General features: G+C 75.1%; 9 protein-coding genes. All 9 read left to right on the forward strand.

Translation table 11 applies throughout. The features are described from left to right. Positions 1-16: 16 nt before the first annotated feature. The 9 genes from V6D49_RS23200 (at position 17) to V6D49_RS23240 (ending at position 22586) form a co-directional block, all read left to right on the forward strand. Complete coding sequence (locus tag V6D49_RS23200; protein ID WP_340562543.1) at positions 17-946, forward strand: ABC transporter ATP-binding protein; 930 nt, start codon at positions 17-19, stop codon at positions 944-946. Between the two features lie 37 nt (positions 947-983). After that, positions 984-1754, forward strand: coding sequence for an ABC transporter permease subunit (locus V6D49_RS23205; protein ID WP_340562545.1), 771 nt, complete (start codon positions 984-986; stop codon positions 1752-1754). 124 nt (positions 1755-1878) lie between these two features. Then, positions 1879-3069 carry a cytochrome P450 gene (locus tag V6D49_RS23210; RefSeq protein ID WP_340562547.1) on the forward strand — a complete coding sequence of 397 codons (1191 nt, stop codon included), beginning with the start codon at positions 1879-1881 and terminating at the stop codon, positions 3067-3069. Between the two features lie 317 nt (positions 3070-3386). After that, the gene (locus V6D49_RS23215) at positions 3387-6227 is read left to right on the forward strand and encodes a LuxR C-terminal-related transcriptional regulator (protein WP_340562550.1); all 2841 of its coding nucleotides are present in this window, start codon (positions 3387-3389) and stop codon (positions 6225-6227) included. A gap of 252 nt (positions 6228-6479) precedes the next feature. Then, positions 6480-6986: a hypothetical protein gene (locus tag V6D49_RS23220; protein WP_340562552.1), complete on the forward strand. Its 507-nt coding sequence runs from the start codon at positions 6480-6482 to the stop codon at positions 6984-6986. A 30-nt stretch (positions 6987-7016) separates the two neighbouring features. Further along, the gene (locus tag V6D49_RS23225; protein ID WP_340562553.1) at positions 7017-7529 is read left to right on the forward strand and encodes a hypothetical protein; all 513 of its coding nucleotides are present in this window, start codon (positions 7017-7019) and stop codon (positions 7527-7529) included. Positions 7530-7573: 44 nt separating this feature from the next. Then, on the forward strand, positions 7574-8995 hold the full coding sequence (locus V6D49_RS23230; RefSeq protein WP_340562555.1) for a PfaD family polyunsaturated fatty acid/polyketide biosynthesis protein: 1422 nt from the start codon (positions 7574-7576) through the stop codon (positions 8993-8995). Further along, positions 8992-9858: an ACP S-malonyltransferase gene (fabD, locus tag V6D49_RS23235; protein WP_340562557.1), complete on the forward strand. Its 867-nt coding sequence runs from the start codon at positions 8992-8994 to the stop codon at positions 9856-9858. Before V6D49_RS23230 ends, fabD begins: the two co-directional genes overlap by 4 nt. A gap of 71 nt (positions 9859-9929) precedes the next feature. Beyond that, positions 9930-22586 carry an SDR family NAD(P)-dependent oxidoreductase gene (locus V6D49_RS23240; RefSeq protein WP_340562559.1) on the forward strand — a complete coding sequence of 4219 codons (12657 nt, stop codon included), beginning with the start codon at positions 9930-9932 and terminating at the stop codon, positions 22584-22586. Positions 22587-22588: the final 2 nt, after the last annotated feature.

Consider the following 22588-nt stretch of genomic DNA (forward strand, 5'->3'; position numbering starts at 1 on the left):
CTGTTACTCTGTCGCCATGGACAATGTGATGGAGCTCCGAGAGCTCACCAAGGCGTACGGTGCGCGCCGTGGCCTCACCGGGCTGACGCTGGAGGTGAGGCGGGGCGAGGTGTTCGGCTACCTCGGGCCCAACGGCGCGGGCAAGTCCACGACCATCCGGCTGCTCCTCGACCTGATCAAGCCGACGTCGGGTGAGGCGAGGGTGCTGGGGCTGGACCCCTGTGCGGACGGTGTGGCCCTGCGCCGCCGGGTCGGGTACCTCCCCGGTGACTTCGTCTGCGACGGTCGCCAGTCGGTCCGGGCCTACCTGCGGTTCCTCGCCGCGTTGCGCGGCGGTGTCCCGCAGACCGCGATCGACGCGCTGGCCGACCGGCTGGGGCTCGACCAGACGGCCCGGATCAAGAGCCTGTCCAAGGGCAACCGCCAGAAGGTCGGTCTCGTGCAGGCGTTCATGCACGAGCCGGAGTTGCTGATCCTCGACGAGCCGAGCGCCGGTCTCGACCCGCTCGTGCAGCAGACCTTCCTGGACATGGTGGCCGAGGCCGCGGCCGCCGGGCAGACCGTCTTCATGTCGAGCCACATCATGAGCGAGGTGGAGGCCGTCGCCGACCGCGTGGGCATCATCCGCGACGGGCGCCTGGTGGCCCTCGACGCGGTGGCCAACCTGCGCTCGGGAACGGTCAGGGACATCGAGGTCACCTTCGACGCGGCCGTACCCCCGGGCGCGTTCGAGGGCGTGCCGGGGGCCGACCGGCTGCGGCTGGACGAGACGCGGACGGTCCTGACGGGCCAGGTGGCGGGCAGCCCGGACGCGCTGGTCAAGGCGCTCGCCGCCCACACGGTCCTCAGCCTGCGGGCGACCGAGCCCGCCCTGGAGGAGCTCTTCCACTCGTACTACGACGGCGCGGAAGCCGCCCCGCAGGCGACGTCGGCGAGTCGGTCCTGACCGTCGCCCGCCGCCCGGAACCCTCGAAAGGACCCACGTGAGCTCCGCCGTCTTCGCCAAGTCCCTCTCCGACAGCCGCCGCGGCCTCATCGGCTGGGCCGTCGGCATCGCCCTGGTCGGCGTCGTGTACGCCAGCACCTACCCGTCCCAGAAGGAGAACACCGCCAACCTTCCGGAGGCCCTCCGCGAGAGCCTCAACATCGACGCGACCGCCGCGGGTTACCTGCACGCGAGCGTCTTCGGCGTCATCCTGCCCCTGCTGGCCATGGTCTACGGCATCATGGCGGGCTCCCGCGCCGTCGCCAGTGACGAGGAGAGCGGGCAGCTCGACCTCCTGCTGGCCCATCCGGTGACGCGGACGAGTCTGGCGGCGCAGCGCTTCTGGGCGCTGACCGTCGGCGCCCTGGGCATCGCCGTGCTGGTCTGGCTCGGACTGCTGACCGTCCGCAGCAGTGCGGAGCTGACGAGCGTCACGCCGCTGGAGTTCCTGGCGCAGTGCCTGAACCTGGCGCTGCTCGCCGTCTTCTTCGGCGCCCTCGCCCTGGGCGTGGGCGCGGCGACGGGCAAGCGGAACGTCGTGCTCGCCGTCAGCGCCGCCGTCGGCGTCCTGGCCTACACGGCCAGCACCTTCGCCGGTCAGCTCGACGCCGACTGGCTTGCCTGGATCACCCCGTTCCACTACTACATCGGGGGAGAGCCGCTGCGGCACGGCTTCCAGTGGGCGGACGCGGCCGTCCTCGTGGTCGCCTCGGCCGTGTTCGTCGGGCTGGGCCTGTTCCGGTTCAACCGCCGGGACGTCAACGCCTGATCCGTGTCGCCCCGGGCACCGGCCCCGCCTGCTGGGGTCGGTGCTGGGGCGTTCCCCGGTGCGTTACGGGTCCGGGGCCCGTGATGCTGCCCTGGCCGACCCGCCGGGTGAGAAGGGTGATGGGGTGTCCGACGCCGAACACGATGTACCTCCGCAGCCGAACGTGAACGACCCCGCCATTTACGACTGGTACCGACTGATGCGGGACGAGCATCCGGTGCACAGGGATGCGCAGACCGGCTGGTGGGTGGTGTATCGCTACGCCGACGCCCGGCACGTCCTGACCAACCCGGGCACCTACTCGTCCGAGATGCACCGCATGGGCTTCCCCGAGTCCGGGCTGGAGAGCCTCCCGCAGATGGACCCGCCGCGCCACACACGGGTGCGGCAGATCCTGAGCACCGCGTTCACGCCCGGCTCGATCGCCGCCTACGAACCGCAGATCATCCGCATCACGAACGAGATCGTGGACGAGATGATGGGCCGGGACCAGGCGGACCTGGTGGCCGACCTCGCCTACACCATTCCGATCGCCGTGATTCTGGAGATCCTCGGACTGCCCGCCGAGGACCGGGTGCTGTTCTACGACTGGGCGCGCAAGGTCATGAACGTCACCCCTGAGGAGATGGCCCAGGAGGGCTACCTGGAGGCGCTCGGGGAGCTTCAGCAGGAGGCCATCGCCTACCTCCGTGAGCGCGTCCGGGAACGCAAGGGCGCCTCCCGGGACGACATGCTCACCCGGCTGGCCAACGCCGAGCTCGACGGCGAGCGGCTCACCGAGGACGAGACCGTGAACTTCGCGAACGTGATGTTCGCCGGCGGCCACATCAGCACCACCATGACCATCGCCAACTCGATCGACCTGCTGGACCTCAACCCCGAGGCCTGTCAGGCCGTTCGCGCGGACCGCGCGCTGATCCCCCAGGCCGTCGAGGAGGTGCTGCGACACCGCCCGCCGATCACCACGGGGTTGCGGGCCTCCACCCGGGAGGTGGAGCTGGCGGGGGTGACCATCCCGGCCAACCAGCACGTCGCTGCGAGCTTCTGCTCCGCCAACCGCGACGAGCGCCAGTTCCCCGAGCCCGAGGCCTTCGACGTGCACCGGCGCAGCGAGGGACGGCACTTCGGGTTCGGCTTCGGGACCCACCACTGCATCGGCAACGCGCTCGGTCGGCTGGAGACCAGGCTGGTGCTGAACGTCCTGTTCGACCGGTTCAAGGAGATCACCGTGGACCGCGACGGCGACATCGTCTGGGCCGTGCCGCCGCAGATGGTCGGATTCGACAAGCTGCCGGTGAACCTCCGGCCCGCCTGACGTCGCACACACCCGCCTCCCGGAGGACTTCGGTCCTCCGGGAGGCGTCGTGCTGTGTGTGACCGCGGCAGGCCGACGAGCGCCGCCCGCCGGCCGCCGTCATGTCGCAGGCATAGTCGCCCTCGCGCCGCCGTGTTAGTTTCCGAACACATACAGGTGCCGACCTCACCGCGTACTCGGGGGAACCGAAGATGACGTCTTCGCTGTTCAGTTCGTACGTCCACGCCGCCCTCCGACCCCAGGAGCGGGTGCGTCCCACGTAGCTCCCTCGTTCCCGTCCGTCAGATTCATTTCGGTTCTGTGCGAAGGGATGCGCGATGGGACAGGTATGTTCTCTGCTCGAACGCGACGACGAGGTCTCGCTGTCGGACGCCGCCCTGCGGCGGGTGGGCTCCGGGGACGGGGCGATGGTGATCTTCGAGGGCGGCGACGGCCTCGGGAAGACCAGTCTGCTGACCTCCGTCCGCGCCGACGCGGTCAACCGGGGCTTCCAGGTGTTCCAGGCCCGGGGCAACGTGCTGGAACAGCGGTTCCGCTGGGGCGTGGTGCGGCAGCTCTTCGAACGCCGCCCGGGCGTCGGGCCCTCGGAGGTGCTGGACGGCGCGCTGGTCGGTCCGGCGGTCCTGGCCGGCGACCTCTTCGACTACACGCGCAACCCGCGCCTGGAGGACACGGCGTCGTGCGACGAGCACCTCTACTCCGCCCTGCACGGCTTGTACTGGTTGTGCAGGAACCTCGCCCGGGAGCGTCCGCTCCTCCTGCTCATCGACGACGCCGACTGCTCGGACGTCGAGTCCCTGCGGTTCGTGAACTACGTGGCGAACCGCCTGGAGGGCAGTGGCATCCTGCTCGTCCTGAGCTGCGGGCAGTCGGGCCCGGCCGACACCCGGGACCTCATCACGTCCGCCTCCGTGCTGCCGTCGGCCTCCCACGCGGTCCTCGCGCCGCTGAGCCCCGAAGCGGTCCGCCGCAGGATAGCCGAGCACCTCGGACGTGAGCCCCACGCCGGCTTCTCGGCGGCGTGCCTGGCCACGACCGGCGGAAACCCCCTCCATCTGGAGGAGTTGCTCAAGGAGCTGCACCGCCACGGACTGGCCCCGGTGGAGTCCGCCGCCGAACAGGTTCCCCTCCTGACCCCGGCCAGGGTCGCCCGCCGTCTCCTGCGCCAGCTGAGCCGGCTGCCGCACGAGGCGACGGCGCTGGCCACCGCCGTGGCGGTCCTCGGAGCCGACGCCCGGCCCCGGCACTGCGCGGCCGTGGCGGAACTCGGTGAGGCGGAGGCGGCGGCGCAGGCCGCCGCGCTGCGGGACGTCGGCGTTCTCGGCCCCGGGTTGCCCTACGGCTTCCAGCGGCCGGAGTTGGGGCGGATCCTGTTCGCCGAGACACCCGCCCACGCCCGCAGCGCCGCCCACGGCAGGGCGGCCCACTGCCTGTACGCCGCGGGGGCCGACAGCACCACGGTCGCCGCTCACCTGTGCCGGGCCGAGCCGGGCGCCGCGAGCTGGGCCGCGGACGTGCTCGTGCTGGCGGCGCAGGAGGAGATGCGCGGCGGTCGCCCGGAGCACGCCGTGCGCTACCTGCGCCGGGCCCTGGCGGAGCCGGTGTCCCCCAAGGACCGACCGCGCCTGCTGGGGGCCCTCGGGTCGGCACAGCTGCGCTCGCGTGACCCGGAGGCGCTCGTCCACCTGAGGCAGGCACTGGGCCGGTCCCCGGACGCCGAGCGTGACCTGCGGGTACGCCTGGACATGGGCCTGGCCCTGCTGGCGGTGGGCCGTTCCGAGGAGGCCGTCCGGGTCTTCGGCCAGCTGACCGAGGAGGAGCCGGGCGGGCCCGTCCTCACCCACTGGTCGTCAGCGGCCTCGATGGCCTCCCGTCTGGCCGGAGGAGCCGGGCGGCTGAGAAGGAGCACCGCCACCGGGCGGAGCCCCCTTCCCGCGGCGCACGCCGCGTTCGAGGCCATGGCCCGGGGGCTGCCGGTGAACCGCGTCAGGCGGCTGGCGTCGGCGGCCGGCCGCACGTTCCGGCTGCCGACCCACGACACCGAGATCACGGACGCCTCCGTGGCGGCCTGGACCCTGGCCCAGTGCGACCGTCCGAACCTCGCCGACAGGATCCTCGCCGACCTGGTGGTCCAGGCGTCGGAGGCCGGCTGGCTCCTGGCCGAGGCGACGGCGGCCGGGCTGCGCGCCGGGGTCCTGCTCGACGCGGGTCGGACGGCGGAGGCCGAGGCGTTGGCGCGCGGTGTGCTCGGCGATCACGACGCCCGCCGGCTGACCACGATGGGCGTCCCGCTCGCCGCGGCGGCCCTCGTCCACTGCCTGGTGGACACACAGCGGCCGGAAGAGGCCCGGGAACTGCTGGAGCGCTTCGACCTCGCGCACCGCCTCCCCGAGGCGGCCCACTTCGTCCCGCTGCGCCTGGCCAGGGCCCGGTTGCGCATCCGCCTCGGGGAGCCCGAGGCGGGCCTCGCCGAGTTGTGCGCCTGCCGTGAACAGTCCCGCAGGGAGGGCTGGCGGTACCCGGCCGCCGTCTGCGCGGTGCTGCCCGACGCCGTGCACGCGGTGGCGCTCACCTCCGACCCCGGCACGGCCCGCAGACTCGCCTGGGAGGAGGTCGAGCACGCCCGCGCGTTCGGTGCGGCCCGGCCCCTCGCGGTGGCCCTGCGCACCTACGGCGAACGCCTCGGCGGCCCGGAGGGCCTGCGCTGGCTGGAGGAGGCCCACCACATCATCGAGCCGCTGCCGTACCTGCCGGACCGCGGCCGGACGCTGCTCGCACTCGGCTCGGCCCTGCGGCGCGACGGGAACCGCAGCGCCGCACGGAAGCAGCTCCAGCACGCACTGGAACTGGCCCGCGCCAGCGGTGCCTCCGCCCTGGAGAACGCCGCGCGGGCCGAACTGCGCCTGGCGGGCGACCGGCTGGCCGGAGGCACGCTGCACTCCCCGGCCTCGCTCACCCCGGCCGAGGAGCGGGTCGCCCTGAAGGCGGCGGAGGGGATGAGCAACCGGGAGATCTCCCAGGCCCTCTTCGTCACGGTCAAGACGGTGGAGTGGCACCTCAGCCAGGCCTACGCCAAGCTCGGGATCAGCAGGCGGGCCGAACTGCCCCGGGTGCTGGCCGATCGCGGGCTGCGGGTGGGGGAGCGCACCCCCGCGTGACCCGGGCGGCGGCCCGCCGAGCCGTCGTCGCACCGACCGCCGCACCCCCGGAATCGAGCCCTCCGAAAGTCCCCTTCGAGGCCGCCACCAGCGCGTTCGCACGGCGGACCCGCGACGGACTGGGGTCGCTGCTGGGGGTCCTCCGGGGGCGCCCGCGCAGCCCCTTGAGGAACGCTTGCGACCGAGTCCAAGCCGTTCGTCACCGGGACCCGGGACGCGGCGCGGTCCAACGCAGCGGAAAGGGCGGAAGCAGTGGAGAACAGCACCGGGACGGAGAAGCGGTACGACACGCTCACCGCCGCCGAGCGGTCGTTCGTGGACGAGGTCGCCCACCACTACCACGCCGCGCACGGCGTGACGTGGGAGAAGGGGCGCGTGATGGCCTGGATGATCATCAGCGACCCGCCGGAGCAGACCCTGGACCAGATCTGCGCCGCGGTGGACGCCACCCCCGAGGCCATCGAGCAGCTCATCGAGCAGCTGACGCTGGCGGGGCTCTACCAGCGCGTCGAGGAGCCCGGCCGCGAGCCCCGCTACCGCCTCGTGGACGACGGGTACCCCAAGGCCGTCTCCGACACCTTCGCCAGCTGGCCCGAGTACCACCGGATCTTCCAGTTCGGCCTGGAGGTGCTGGCCGACGCCGGTGCGGAGCGGCGCCAGCGCGTCGCCGAGATCGAGGAGCTCTTCGGACACATCGTCGGCGATCTCGCCGACATGTCGCGGCGGTGGGAGGAACACCGCCGCAGCGTCTCCGCCTGACGACCCGTACCCGCAGCGAGGGGAAGCCGCATGACCACCGACACCTCATCGGCGCGCCTGGACGAGGGCGAGAAGGCCTTCGTCGAGAAGGTCGCCCAGTACTACTTCGAGAACGACGGCATGCCGCACGACCGCGGCCGGGTCGTCGGTTACATGATGATCTGCGACCCGCCGGTCCAGAGCCCCGCCGAGATCGAGAAGGTCCTCGGCGTGCCGCGCGCCGCCATCGACCGGATCGTCGACCAGCTCACCCCGGAGAACGACCCCGTGAGCGTCTTCGAGCGCTCGGGTCCGCTGGACGGGGACTACACGATCCGCCTCCGGGAGAACAGCTGGGGCCCCAAGGTGCGGGGCATCTTCGCGGAGTTCCCCGACTTCCACCGGATCACGGAGCGCGGGCTGAAGGAGCTGCGGGCCGAGGGAGCGACCGAGGAGCGGCTGCTGCGGCTGGCGAACATGGAGCGGTTCCTCCGCTTCGTCAGCGGGGAGATGCCCGCGATCCTGGACCGCTACGAGCAGCGGGGGTCGGCGGGGAGCCGCTGACGAACGACCGTGGAGCAGAGCCGGCGCGGCGAGGGGAGACAGAGGTGACCGCACTGGTCGCACCGAACGACCCGCACCCCCCGGAGCCGGGCGTGATCGCGCCGGAGGCTCTGGGCAGCTCCGCCTTCCGCGCGGACCACGGGGCGCGGTACGCCTACGTCGCGGGGTCCATGTACAAGGCGGTGGCCTCGGAGGACATGGTGGTCCGGATGGGCCGCGCCGGCCTGCTCGCCTACTTCGGGACGGGCGGGCTGCGGCCCGAGCAGATCGTCTCGGCGATCGAGCGGTTCGCCCGCGAACTGGGCGAACGGCCCTACGGGCTCAACCTGCTGGCCAGCCACGAGAACCCGGCCAAGGAGGAGGAGCAGGTCCGGCTCTTCCTCCGGCACGGCGTGCGCCGGGTGGAGGCGGCCTCGTTCATCCGGCCGACACCGGCGCTGGTGCACTACCGGCTCAGCGGTCTGCGCCGGGCCCGGGACGGCTCGGTGCGGGCCCCCCACCGCGTGCTGGCCAAGATCTCCCGGCCCGAGGTGGCCCAGTGGTTCCTGGAACCGGCACCGCGTGCGCTGGTGGACGCCCTGCTGGCCGAGGGGCGCGTCACCGAGGAGGAGGCCGCGCTGGCCGAGCGGGTCCCGCTGGCCGACGACGTGTGCGCCGAAGCGGACTCGGGCGGCCACACGGACCAGCGGCAGCTGGTCGTCCTGCTGCCCGACACCGTCCGGCAACGGGAGCGCGTCGCCCGGGACTTCCCCGAGGCGGCCCGGGTACGGGTCGGTGCGGCCGGTGGACTGGGCGTCCCGGAGGCCGTGGCCGCGGCCTTCGTCCTCGGCGCCGACTTCGTGCTCACGGGCAGCATCAACCAGTGCACGGCGGAGTGCGGCACCAGCGAGCGGGTCAAGGAGATGCTGCAGACCGCCGAGGCCCACGACATGGCGGTGGTCCCCGCCGGGGACATGCTGGAGACGGGGGCGCGCGCCCAGGTGCTGCGGCGCGGCCTGTTCTACCCGGCCCGGGCCAACCGGCTCTACGAGCTCTACCAACGTCACGGGAGCCTGGAGGAACTCGACGAGCGCACGGCGGAGCAGTTGCAACGCCGCTACTTCCGGCGCAGCTTCGACGAGGTCTGGGACGAGACCCGCGCCTACTACGAGAAGGCCAACCCCGCGGCCCTGGAGCTCGCCGAACGCGACCCCAAGCACAAGATGCTGCTGGTGTTCAAGGCGTACTTCGTCCAGTCGATCCGGCTGGCGATGAGCGGTTCCGCCGAGCACCAGGTCGACTACCAGATCAACTGCGGTCCCGCGCTGGGAGCCCTCAACGCCCACCTGCGCGGCACCGCGTGGGAGCACTGGCGCGACCGCCACGTCGACGAGCTCGGCGAGATGCTGATGCGCGGCGCGGCCCGCATCCTGTCCGACCGGCTGGGGGCCCTGGCCTCCGAGACACGAAACCGGAGCAGCTGGTGACCACAGTCCATCTCTTCGCCGGTCAGGGTTCGCAGCGGCTCGGAATGGGCCGGGAGCTGCTCGCGGCGTACCCCAACCTGGTGCGCCAGGCCGACTCCGCACTCGGCTACTCCATCGCCGACCTCTGCCTCGAGGGTCCCGCCGAGCGGCTGGCCGACACCCGCTACACCCAGTGCGCCGTCTACGTCGTCGACGCCCTGGCCTACGTGGACGCGGTCCGCACCACGGGGGTGATCCCCGACGTGGTGGCCGGACACAGCCTCGGCGAGTACGCGGCCCTCTTCGCCGCGGGGGCCTACGACTTCCGCACCGGGCTGGAGATCGTCGCCGAACGCGCGGCCCTCATGGCCGAGGCGGGACCCGGTGCCATGGCCGCCGTCATCGGAGCCGACGAGCACACGGTCCGGTCCGTGATCGAGGCGGACGGCGGCGAGGTGGACGTCGCCAACCTCAACGCCCCGGACCAGATCGTCGTCTCCGGCCGCCCGGAGGACGTCCGGAGGGCGTCCCGCGCCCTCGCGGCCCACGCGACCACGGTCGTCCCGCTGAAGGTGAGCGGCGCCTTCCACTCGCGTCACATGCGGCCCGTCGCCGACCGCTTCGCCGCGTTCCTGGGCCGCTACGTCTTCGGACGGCTCAGGATCCCCGTCATCGCGAACACCACCGCCCGTCCCTACGGCGACGCCGGGGTCGCCGACGTGCTGTGCCGGCAGCTCACCGAGCCGGTGCGCTGGAGCGAGACGGTCGAGTACGTCCTCGACCTCCCCGACCCGCGGTTGCGCGAGATCGGCCCCGGCAACGTGCTGACCGGGCTGACGCGGCGGGTCCAGGAGTCCAAAGAACGCTCCGCGGTCGCCACCTGACGGCCCCACGCTCGGCAGGGAGTCCGCCCCCAGGCGCGGACGTGCGATTCTCCGGAGAGGAAGAGCACCGCATGAACCCCCACCTCGTCACGGGCACCCTCACCGTCACCCCGGAGGAGGTCCGGGCCTTCGCCGAGGCGAGCGGTGACGCCAGCCCGCTGCACGTCGACGACGCCTACGCGCGTCGCACGCCGTTCGGCCGGCCGGTCGTCCACGGCGCGCTGTGCGTGCTCAAGCTCTTCGCCGCGGGCCCCGCCCGTACCGACCTGCGGGTGTCCTCGCTCACCGCCCGGTTCCGCGGCCCGGTGACGCCCGGCCAGCGGTACGACTGGTCGGCCGAGGACACCGGACCCGAGGACACCGGCCCCGAGGGCGGGGCGGAGCCGCCGCGCCGCCTCGTCCTGCGTCTACGGGACGGGCGGCGGGACCTCGTCGAGGTGCTGGCCACGGTGGAACCCGGGACCCTCCGGGACGCCCCCGCCCGCCCCGCCCGCCCCCGGCTGCGGCGGACGGCGGCCGGCACACCGTGGGCCCGCCTCGCCCCGGGACAGGCCGTCGGGGCCGCCTACCGCCCCGACTGGCCGGCCCTGTCCGCCCTGGCGGACCGGCTGGGGCTCACCGAACGGGCCCTGGATACCGAGCACCTGGCCGTGCTCTCCTGGGCCAGCCAACTCGCGGGGATGGAGGCGCCCGGCCGCGCGGCCCTGGTCAGCGGGCTCGACCTCGACGGGGAGTCCGCACCCCGGCGCTCGGCCTTCCGGGCCCGTGGGGAGATCACCGAGGTGGACGAGCGCTACCGGCAGCTGCGCCTGCGGGGCGAGGTGACGGCCGGTCACCTGCGCGCCCGGGTGGGGCTGCGGGTCCACGTGCGCAGGGAGGGGACCGCGCCCTCCCTGGAACTGCTCCGCACCCTGCTGGGCCGTGATCCCGGGCCGGGGCCGCTCGTCGGCCGGACCGCCTTCGTCAGCGGCGGGAGCCGGGGTCTGGGCGCCGCCGTGGCCGCCGCGCTCGTCCTGGCCGGTGCCCGGGTGCACGTCGCCTTCCGGGACAGCACGGCCGAGGCCGAGGAACTGCGCACCGCCCTCGGCGCGGACGGGGCGCGGCTGGTCCTCCACCAGGGCGACGTCGGTGACCCCCGGTGGTGTGCGGAGACACGGCGGAGGATCGCCGAGACCGAGGGGCCGGTCGGGCTCCTGGTGCTGAACGCGGGGCCGCCGGCGCAGCCGCTGGACCTGCACCCGGCCGCCGTGGCGCGGGCCGCCGCGCATGTCGAGGCGGCCCTGCGGCTCGCGCACGCACCGCTCGCGGCGTTCGCCGAGGACGTGGCGGGTCGGGGCGGTCAGGTGGTGGCCGTCTCCTCCGCCTACGCCACCGCGCCACCACGCGGCCTGGGCCACTACGGCGCCGCCAAGCGAGCGGTGGAGGGGCTGGTGAGGGCCGCCGTCACCGAGTACCCGGCGCTGTCCGGCCTGCTCGCCCGGCCGCCCCGGCTCGCCACCACCTTCGCCGACAGCGTCACCGCCGCCGAGGAGGCGCTGCCGGTGGAGACGGCGGCGGTCGCGATCGTGCGCCGGATCGTGGCGGGCGGCACACCGGGCGGCACACCGGGCGGCACCGAGGTCATCGACGCCTTCGCGCCTCCCGCCGCCGACCCGGCCCCCGCCACGGCCGCCGCCCCGGCCCGGGAACCGTCCGCGCCCGGCGACGGCCCCGCCGCACGGGCCGGGGCGGCGCTGGCGGTGGCCGCGACCTTCACCACGGAACCGCTGCGCGACGCCCTGGAGCACTGGACGCGGCGGCTCGGCCTCGACCTGTCCGTCCGGCTCTCGCCCTACGGGCAGGTCTTCCAGGAACTCCTCGACCCGGCGGGCGGGTTCGCCCGCAACGTCGGCGGCTGCAACGTCATCCTGCTCCGCTTCGAGGACTGGCCGCGCGGGGCCGGGGGCGTGCGGACGGCCGAGGAGTTCGCCGCCGCCGCCACGACGGCGGCCCGACGCGATGCCGTGCCCCTCGTCGTGATGGTCTGCCCGCCCTCCCCGACGGCCGCCGCCCGGCACGCGGACGAGCTCTCCTCCCTCGAGGAGCGGGTGCGGACCGCGCTGGAGGACGTGCGGGGCGTCCACCTGGTCTCCGGCCCGGACTGGCGCACCCCCTACTCCGTGCCGCGCCCCCACGACGCGGCACGGGAGGAGCACGCTCACATCCCCTACACCCCGCCGGCCTGCACGGTCCTGGCGACGGCCGTGGCACGTACGGCGCACTCCCTGCTGGCCCCGCCGTTCAAGGTCCTCGTGCTCGACTGCGACAACACCCTGTGGCGGGGGGTGTGCGGTGAGGACGGTGCCGGGGGCGTCGAGATCGAGTCCGCGCACCGCCGACTGCAGCAGTGGGCCGTGGAGCGGCACGCCGAGGGCGTCCTGCTCTGCCTGTGCAGCAAGAACAGCTCCGAGGACGTGGACGCCGTCTTCGCGCACCGGCCCGACATGCCGCTGCGCCCGGAACACCTGGCGGCCCGCCGGATCGACTGGAACCCCAAGCCCGGCAACATCCGGGCGCTGGCCGAGGAACTCGGCCTGGGCACCGACGCCTTCGTCTTCCTCGACGACAACCCCGTCGAGGTCGCGGCCGTGCGTGCCGAGCTCCCGGAGGTGCTCGCGCTCACCCTGCCCACCGACGTCGCGCGGTGGCCGGGGTTCCTGGACCGGCTGTGGGCGTTCGACAAGGCGGAGGTGACGGACGAGGACCGACGGCGGACGGTGATGTACCGCGCCGGCCGGGAGCGTGCGGCCCTGCGCGAGTCGACCGCGACGCTGAGCGAGTTCATCAAGGGGCTCGACCTGCGGGTCGACGTGCGCCCCGTGGCCCCGGAGCAGCTGGCGCGAGTGGCGCAACTCACCCAGCGGACCAACCAGTTCAACCTCGCACCGGTGCGCAGGACGGAGACGCAGCTCGGCGCGCTGCTGGCGGAGGGGGCCCGCTGCTGGGTCGCCGACGTCACCGATCGCTTCGGTGACTACGGCCTCGTGGGTGTGGCGATCACCCGGGCCGGGGCGGACGGCGACCGGGACACCGCGACGCTGGACACGTTCCTGCTGAGCTGCCGTGTCCTGGGACGGGGCGTGGAGCACGCCTTCCTCGCGGCGGTCGCCTCCGCCGTCGAGGAACACGACGGATGCCGCGACCTCACCGCGGTGCACCGGCCGACGGCCCGCAACACGCCCGTCCGCACCTTCTTCGACTCCGTCCTCGGCCACCGGGCGTCACCGGCGTCGGCGGAGGGCGAGGTCGTCTACCACGCGCCGCTGGCGGAGGTCGCGCGCGTCACGTTCCAGCCGGAGGACGCCCCGGACCCCACCACCGGGCCCGCTGCGGATCGCACCTCGCCCCCGGCACCGACGGCGTCCCCAGCCGGTGGTACGGCCAGGCTCGACGCCCTCGCGGACCTCGCCGGTGTCCTCGTCGACGCCGAGGCCCTGCACCGGGCGGTCGCCGGGGACCCGGCGCCCGCCGCCCGTGAGGAGGCCGGAGCCGGCCGGGCGGCGGACGCCGTCGCCCCCCACGGGTGGGCCGAGGCGCTGGACCGCGTGTGCGCGGTGCTGGCGCGGCCCGGTCGGCGGACGGCGGCGCACCTCGGCCCGGACACCACGGTCGAGTCGCTGCGTCTGGAGTCGCTGGAGATCGTCGACGCCACCGTCGCCCTGGAAGAGCACTTCGGCCGGCTGCCGACGACCCTCTTCTTCGAACACCGGACGCTGGGGGACGTCGCCCGCGCCGTGCTCCCCCCGTCGGCCCGCACGCCGCGCCCGACGACCGACCCGGTGCGGGCGACCGACCCGGCGCAGCCGGTCGGCCCCGAGGCCCCCCGGACGCCGGTGTCCGCCCAGGACGCCGGACGCGGCGCCGCTCCCGGCGCACCGGCTCCGGCGGCCGAGGACGCCATCGCCGTCGTCGGCGTCGCCGGGCGGTACCCGGGCGCCGCCGACCTCGACCAGCTGTGGCGCAACCTCCTGGCCGGCGCCGAGTCCCTGGGGGACGCGGTGCGGCGGTGGGGCCGCGCGGACCTCGTCGACCCCGCCGGAGGCCCCGGCCGCACCTACACCTCCGCCGCCGGGCTCCTCGACGACGTCGACGCCTTCGACGCGCTGTTCTTCGGTCTCGCCCCGAGCGAGGCGGAGACGATGGACCCGCAGCAGCGGCTGTTCCTCCAGACCGCCTACCACGCGCTGGAGGACGCCGGGCACACGGCGGCGAGCCTCGGCCGCGACGTCGGCGTGTACGTGGCCTCCATGGGCCCCGACCACGCCGTGCTCAGCGCCAACGCGGCGCTGGACGGCCTCAGCCGCTACCCCAACAGCGACATCTACCAGATCGCCAACCGCGTCTCGTACTTCCTCGACTTCACCGGCCCCAGCATCGCGGTGGACACCGCCTGCTCCGGCTCCGGCGTCGCCCTCCAACTCGCCTGCGACGCCCTGCGGGCGGGCACCGTCTCGGCGGCGATCGCCGGGGGCGTGAACGTCATCCTGCACCCCGCCCGCCGGATCCAGTACGCCCAACTGGGCATGCTCTCGCCCACCGGCCGCTGCCGCCCCTTCGGCGCGGGCGCCGACGGCATGGTGACCAGCGAGGGCGTCGGCGCGGTGCTGCTCCGGCCGCTGAAGGACGCGCTGGCCGACGGCGACCACATCCACGGAGTGATCAAGGCGGTCACCACCAACAGCGGCGGGCGCACCAGCGGTTTCACCGTGCCGAGCCCGGCCGCGCAGGCGGAGCTGATCGGCGCGGCGCTGCGGCGGGCCGGCACCGACCCGTCCACCATCGGATACGTCGAGGCGCACGGGACCGGGACCGCGCTCGGCGACCCCATCGAGATCCGCGGACTGACCGAGGCGTTCGGCTCACCCGGTCCGGACGGCGCGGTCCCGGTCGGCAGCATCAAGGGGAACATCGGTCACACCGAGGCGGCCGCCGCGCTGGCCGGGCTCACCAAGGTACTGCTCCAGCTGCGCCACGGCACCCTGGTGCCCTCGCTGCACTCCGAGCGGCTCAACCCGGCCATCGATTTCGACGCCGGCCTCTTCCAGGTCCAGCGCGAGGCCGCCGCCTGGCGCTCCGGCCGGGGCGGAGCGCCCCGCCGGGCCTCGATCAGCTCGTTCGGCGCCGGTGGGGTCAACGTCCACCTGGTCGTGGAGGAGCCGCCGTCGACCGGCCCGGGCACGCCTGCGGGACCCGGCCCGGCACTGCCGGAGCTGATCGTGCTGTCCGCGCGGGAGGACGCCCCCCTGCGGGACGTCTGCCTGCGGCTCGCGGCGTGGCTGCGCGGGCCCGGAGCCGACGAGGACCTGGCCGACGTCGCGTTCACGCTGCGGGAGGGACGGGAGCGGCACGCCGTCCGCCTCGCGTTCCCCGCCCGCGACCGGCGGCACCTCCAGGACGTCCTCGACGCGTTGACGGCCTCCGGCCGGACCGTCGAGGAGGCGGCGCGGGAGCTGTCCGGGGTGGCGTTCGAGCGGTCCGGTGCCGGGCGCGACCTGGCGGACCTGCTCGACGGTGGGCCCGAGACCACCGGCCTGCTGCGCGGCCTGGCCGAGCGCGGCGACCTGCACAAGCTGGGTCGGCTCTGGTGTGCCGGGGCGCGCTGCGACTGGTCGGCCGTCCTGCCCGGCACCGGGCGCCGCCGCGTGCCCCTGCCCGGCTACCCCTTCGCCCGCACCCGCCACCGGCTCCCCGTCCCCGACCCCGTCCCCACGCAGGCCGTCCCCCCGCAGGCCGACGCGGCGCCCCGGCCCGACGCGGCGCCGCTCGCCTACTACACGCCGCGCTGGACGACCCGCCCCGCTCCCGAGGAGCGACCCGGCACCGATGCGACGGTCGTCGTGATCGGCGGCCCCCGGGACTGGAGCGCGGGGGCCGACCACCACCTGACCGGCCCGGACGACCCGCCCCCCGCCCCGGGCGAGCTGATCGTGGTGGACCGCCGGGGACTGGACGGCGCCGGGGGACCGGTGGCGGAGGGCGTGGAGCGCTCCACCGCCACGCTGCTCGCGCTGGCCCGGCGCGCCGCGTCGGGCGGGGGCCCGCTCACCTACGTGTCCGTGGCACCGGCCGACGAGGACGACCCGCACAGCTCCGTCGTCCCCGGGCTCGGACGGGCCCTGGCGCACGAGCTCCCGGGGTTCAGGGTGGTCCGCGTGGAGGTCGGGGCCGACACGCAGGCCCCCGCGCTCGCCGACGTGGTGGCCGAGGCGGGCCGGGGCACCACGGAGGTCCGCCACAGCGGCGGGGAGCGCCGCACGCGCCGCTGGTGCCGCGCCGAGCCCACCACCGCTCGCCCCGTCGGCCTCCGGCGCGGCGGGCACTACCTGATCACCGGCGGGGCGGGCGGGATCGGCCGACGGCTGGCCGTCCACCTCGCCGACGCGTGCGCCGCGTCGGTCACGCTGCTGGGACGCTCCGCCGCCCCGGACGCGGTGGAGGAGCTGGGCGAGCGGTGCCGCGCCGCCGGTGGCGACCTGCTGTACCTCCGTGCGGACGTGACGGACGCCGACGCTCTGGGCCGGGCACTGGCCGCCGCACGGAGGCGCTTCGGCCCGCCGCACGGTGTCGTCCACGCCGCCGGCGTCCTGCGGGACGCGCCGCTGGCGGACCTGACCGAGGACGCCGTCCGCGACGTCCTCGCGCCGAAGGTCACCGGGACGGTGCTGCTCGACCAGAGGACGGCCGCCGACGCGTTGGACTTCTTCGTCCTCATGTCCTCCTTCGTCGGCACCTTCGGCAACGCGGGCCAGGCCGCCTACTGCGCCGCCAACCGCTTCCTGGACGCCTTCGCCGAGCAGCGGGCCGCCCGCGTCGCCCGGGGGCTGCGCCACGGCGCCTCGGTCTCGATGGTGTGGCCCCTGTGGGAGGACGGCGGCATGCGCATGCCCGACGCCGTGCGGCGCCTCACCGGGACGACCACCGGCCTTGCGGCGATCACCTCCGAGGAGGCCCTCACGGCGCTGCGGGACGCCCTCGGCCTTGGTTCCCCCACCGTGCTGGTCGCCCGGGGTGACCAGCGACGGATCGCCACGGCCCTGGACGCCCTCGAACCCGCTCCGGTGCGGGCGGAGGCGTCCGGCCCGCAGCCGGACCGTCCGGAGCCCGGCGGCCCGCCCGCCGACGGCCTGCGGACCTGGCTGTGCGCCCTGTTGCGGACGGAGGCGGCCGAACTGGTCAAGGTGCCCGCCGAACAGGTCCGTGCCGACGTCGAGTTCGGCGACTACGGCTTCAACTCCGTCCTCTTCACCGACCTCGCCAACCGCCTCAACGACCGCTTCGGGCTGGCGCTGACCCCGGTTGCCTTCTTCCAGCACTCCACCGTGGACGCGCTGGCCTCCGCGCTGTGCGCACGGTACGGGGACGCGATCGCCGCCGCCCAAGGCCGCGACGCGGCAACCGGGCCACGCCCCGACCCCGACCCGGCCCCGCCGGGGCCCGCTCCGGAGCCCCCGCCCGCTCCGGAGCCCGCCGCACCGGGCGGAACGCCCGCGCCGTCGGTGGGGGAGCGAGGGCCCCGGCCCGTGGCCGTCATCGGGATGGCGGCCCGGCTGCCCGGCTGCCCGGACCTGGACACCTACTGGCGTCATCTCCTGGACGGCCGTGATCTCGTCGGCCCCGCACCGGCGGGACGGTTCACCGGGGACGCGCCGCGCGGCGGCTTCCTCGACGACATCCTCGCCTTCGACGCGGACTTCTTCGGCATCCCGCCGCGTGAGGCCCGGCTGATGGACCCGCAGCAGCGGCTCTTCCTGGAGGCGGCCTGGCACGCGCTGGAGGACGCGCTCCTCGACCCGCGCGGCCTCGCGGGCAGCCGCACCGGCGTGTTCGTCGGCGCCACCCTCTCCGACTACGCCGACCACCTGGCCCGCGCCGCCGAGGAGGTGGGCGGCCACACCATCACCGGGCACGTGCAGTCCGTCATCGCCAACCGGCTCTCCTACCTGCTGGACCTGCGCGGTCCCAGCGAGGTCGTGGACACCGCCTGTTCGAGTTCGCTGACGGCGCTGCACCGCGCGCTGTGCGCCCTGGAGGCCGGGGAGTGCGACCTGGCGGTGGCGGGCGGCGTCAACGCCCTGTTCAACCCCGTCTGGTTCGAGTCCCTCGGCAGGGCGGGGCTGCTCTCGGGCACCGGACGCTGCTGGACGTTCGACGAGCGCGCCGACGGGTTCGTCCGGGGGGAGGGGGTCGGAGCCGTCGTCCTCAAACCCCTCGACCGGGCCCTGCGCGACGGGGACGAGGTGCACGGCGTGATCCGGGGGTCGGCCGTGGGCCACGGCGGTCGCGCGCACTCCCTGACCGCACCCCGCCCCGAGGCGCAGGCGGAGGTCGTCACCGAGGCGCTCCGGCGGGCCGGGGTGGAGCCGCGGACGGTGTCCTACGTCGAGACGCACGGCACGGGGACCCGGCTGGGCGACCCCATCGAAGTGGCCGGTCTGACCGAGGCGTTCACCCGGCCCGGCGCCGCCGCGGAGGGGCCGTGGTGCCACCTGGGCGCCGTCAAGACCAACATCGGCCACCTGGAGTCGGCCGCCGGCCTGGCCGGCCTGCTCAAGGTGCTGCTCGCGCTGCGCCACCGCACGCTGCCGCCCAACGCGGCGGGGGACCGCGCCAACCCCCACCTGGACCTGTCCGCCGGCCCCTTCACCGTCCTGCGCGGGACGCGGAGCTGGGAGCCGAAGGACCCGGACGGGCGTCCGCTGCCCCTGCGGGCGGGGGTGAGCGCCTTCGGTTTCGGTGGCGCCAACGCCCACGTCGTCGTGGAGGAACCGCCCTCCCGGGCCGTCCCGGCACCGGCCGACGAGGGCGCCGGAGAGCACCTGCTCGTCCTGTCCGCCCACGGGCCGGACCGGCTGCGGGCGTACGCCCGCCGACTGCGGACGGCGCTCACGGCGACACCCCACCGGCTCGCCGACCTCGCCCACACCTCGCGCGTGGCGCGCAGCGCCCTGCCCTGTCGGCTCGCCCTGCTCGCCGCCGACCTCGACCAGGCCGTGAGCCGGCTCGACCACTACCTGGACGGCCGACGGGCGCCGGGCCTGTACGCGACCGAGAGCGGCCTGTCCGACGACCCCCCGGACCGCACCCCGCTGGCCGGGACCGCCCGGCGCTGGGCCCTGGGCGAGCCCGTCACGCTGCCCCGGACCCCCGGCGGACGCCGCGTTCCCTTCCCCGCCTACCCCTTCGACCACTCCACGGCGCACGGCCCGGCGCTCACCGACGGCCCCGCGCCCGCCCGCCCGGCGCCGTCTCCGGAACCGGCAGCAACCCCTGCGGCAACTCCCGCAGCGACCCCGGAAGCGGAACCGACGCCGCACCTCCTGGCCAGGCGCTGGCGGCCGGCGCCGCAGCCCGGGCTCCGGGCCCCCGAGGGCCCCGCCACCCGCCTGCTCCTCGTGGGACGGGAAGCCGGTATCGGACTCGTCGAGGAACTGGCCGCGACCGAGGACGTGCGCTGGCTGGTCCTCCGCGAACCGTCCGCCCTCCCGGCGCTCTCCGCCGACGAGTTCGAGCTCGACCTCGACGACCACGAGGGCGGCGGACGGCTGGCCGAGCGGATCCTGGCGTCCCACGGACCGCTCGACGCCGTCATCGACCTGGTCGACGCCACGGGCGGCCCCGGCCCCGCCCGGGAGGCCGCCCGCGTCGCCCTGCTGCGGGTGCTGGCCACCGACCGCCGTGGGCACGCCCCGCGCGTCGTCCACGTCCGGGGGGAGGCGGGGCCCGAACCGGACGCGTCCGCGTCCCTCCCCGGGGAGGCGATGGCCGGGGCCCGGATGGCCGGTCTCGTCCGGGCCCTGGGCGCGGAGTACGCGGCACTGCGGACCGTCACCGTCGCGACCCGGCCCGGCAGCGCGGACGACCGGCCGCCGGGACCGCTGTCCGTCGCCCTCCGCGAGCTGGACGCCGCCGGCAGCGAACCGGACGTGCGCTACGACGGGGGAGCGCGGCACGTCGCCCGGCTCGAACGGCTGCCGCTCCCCGCCCCCGGCGCCGACGGCCACCTCGGCGCGTTCCGCGTCCGTCCCGACCGCCCCTACCTGATCACCGGAGGCACCGGGGGACTGGGCCTGGCGGCGGCCGAACTGCTCGTGGCGAAGGGCGCGCGGCGGCTCGTGCTGACCGGCCGCCGGACCCTGCCCGGCCGCTCCCGGTGGGCGGAGGACGCGCCGGGGGAGTGGTGGGCCGGACGCGTGGCGGCGGTCCGTGGGCTGGAGGCCGCCGGGGCCGAGGTCATGCTCCCCGAGACCCCGCTCACCGACCCCGGCGCCACCGAAGCCTTCCTCGCCGCCGCTCGCGCGCGGTTCGGCCCGGTCGCCGGGGTCCTGCACTGCGCGGGCTCGGTCTCCCCCACGCCCGCCTTCGTGCACAAGTCCTACCGGGAGATCACCGACTGCTGGGAGCCCAAGGGCGCCGGTCTGCTCGCCCTGGACCGGGCGCTGCGGGAGGACGAACCCGACTTCGTCGTGCTCTACTCCTCCGTCTGCGCCGCCGTCCCCGCCCTCGCTCCCGGACTGAGCGACTACGCGAGCGCCAACGCCGTGCTGGACGCCTACGCGGCGCACGCCACCCGGCGGGAGCGTGCGCGGGGCTCCCGCACCCGCTGGATCGCCGTGGACTGGGGCAGTTGGTCGGGGATCGGCATGGGCGAGGTGACCAGCCGCCGCTACCGTGACCACGGCCTGGCGGCACTCACCCCGGACCAGGGCCTGACCCTGCTCGACGCGGCGCTCGCCACCACCGGACACACCAGCCTCGTCGCCGTCAACGCCCGCCCCGACGCGGCCGAGGCCCTCCTGCCGGGGCCCGCGCCCGCGCCCCTCGGCGCCCCGGCCACGGAACCCGAGCGGTCGGCCGACGGAGCGGAGGCGCAGCGCCGGGAGGCGCCCCCCGGGGGCACGCTCGTCGAGCGGTGCGCCGCCCACATCACCGACGTCCTCGCCCGCGAACTCGGGCTGGCGCACGGCCGGATCACCCCCGACGCCCGCTTCAGCGACCTCGGTGTCGACTCCATCCTGATCGCCGCCATCGTCACCGGGCTGGAGACGCTCGCGGGGGCCCCGCTCGAACCCTCGGTCATCCTCGAACACCCCACCGTGGCCCGGCTGAGCCGGTACCTGGTCGAGCAGCACCCGGACGGGCTGGCCCGCTGGGACCGCGGCCGGTCCACCGCCCCCGACGCCGCCGACCGCACCCCGCCGGCCGTCGGGGCCGCCGAAGCCGCCGAACCTGCCGGGGCCGTCCCGTCCACCGCCCGGCGGCCGGAGCCGGACGTCCTCCCGCTGGCGGTCGTCGGCCTGGCGGGCCGCTTCCCCGGCGCGCCCACCGCCGCGCACTTCTGGGACCTGCTCCGGCACGGCCGGTCCGGCATCCGGGAGGTGCCCCGGTCCCGCTGGGACATCGCTTCCCTGTACGCGCCCGAGCACCGGGAGGGACGGAGCGTCAGCAAGTGGGGCGGGTTCCTCGACGGCATCGAGGACTTCGACCCGGGCTACTTCGGCATCCCGGAGGCCGACGCCGCGCACATGGACCCGCTCACCCGGCTGTTCCTGGAGACGGCCGAGGAACTCCTCGCCGACGCCGGGTACCGGCCCGAGGAGGTCGCGGGCCGCCGGGTCGGGGTGTTCGTCGGCTCGGGCACGAGTACCTACGGCTCGCGCATCGCCGTGCCCGGCCGGGCCACCGCCACGGGCACCAACCAGAACTTCATCGGCGCCCACCTCGCCCACTTCCGCGACCTGCGCGGCCCCAACCTCGTCGTCGACACGGCCTGCTCGTCCTCCCTGACGAGCCTGTGCCTGGCCCACCAGGCGCTGCGGACCGGCGAGTGCGAGATGGCCGTCGTCGGCGGTGCCGACCTCATCCTGGACGAGACCCCCTACCTGTCGCTGAGCGCCGCCCGGGCGCTGTCCCCCGACGGGACCTGCCGCGTCTTCGACGCCTCGGCGAACGGCTTCGTCCCGGGCGAGGGGGTGGGGGCCGTCCTGGTGAAACCCCTCGACGCCGCCCTGCGCGACGGCGACCGGGTGCTCGCCGTCATCGAGGGCACGGCGATGAACAACGACGGCCGCACGATGGGCCTGACGACCCCGAACCCGGACGCCCAGCAGGAGGTCATCCGCAGCGCGCTGCACCGGGCCGGGGCGTCGGCGGGAAGCGTCTCCTACGTCGAGGCCCACGGCACCGGCACGATGATCGGAGACCCGATCGAACTGCGTGCCCTGACCGAGGTGTTCCGTGAGGACACCGCAGACCGCGGCTTCTGCGGTGTCGGCAGCGTGAAGTCGAACGTCGGCCACCTGCTCATGGCCGCCGGCATGGCCGGACTGCACAAGGTCATCCTCTCCCTCGTCCACGAGGCACTGCCGCCGACGCTGCACTGCGAGCGTCCCAACCCCCGCTTCAGCTTCGACGCGTCACCGTTCCGCCCGCAGACCGAGCTGGAGCCCTGGCGCCCCCGGGACGGCGTCCGCCGCGCCGGGATCAGCGCCTTCGGCTTCGGCGGGACCAACTGCCACGTCGTCCTGCGCGGTCCGACGGACGCCGAACGGGAAGGCCGCGAGATCCGGCGTGCTCCGCTTCCGGCCCCGGTCTTCCGACGGGCGCGCCACTGGGTCGAACGACCCCGCACGGCGCCCCCGGCCCCCACCCCCGGACCCCGTCCCCTGCTCGAGCTGGAGGAATGGATCTAGCC

It is taken from the genome of Streptomyces sp. GSL17-111 (genome assembly GCF_037911585.1).
Lineage (GTDB): Bacteria > Actinomycetota > Actinomycetes > Streptomycetales > Streptomycetaceae > Streptomyces.

Coding starts and splice junctions, on each gene's coding strand:
- V6D49_RS23215 (WP_340562550.1), top strand. CDS start 3,387: ATGGGACAGGTATGTTCTCTGCTCGAACGCGACGACGAGGTCTCGCTG.
- V6D49_RS23225 (WP_340562553.1), top strand. CDS start 7,017: ATGACCACCGACACCTCATCGGCGCGCCTGGACGAGGGCGAGAAGGCC.
- V6D49_RS23200 (WP_340562543.1), top strand. CDS start 17: ATGGACAATGTGATGGAGCTCCGAGAGCTCACCAAGGCGTACGGTGCG.
- V6D49_RS23240 (WP_340562559.1), top strand. CDS start 9,930: ATGAACCCCCACCTCGTCACGGGCACCCTCACCGTCACCCCGGAGGAG.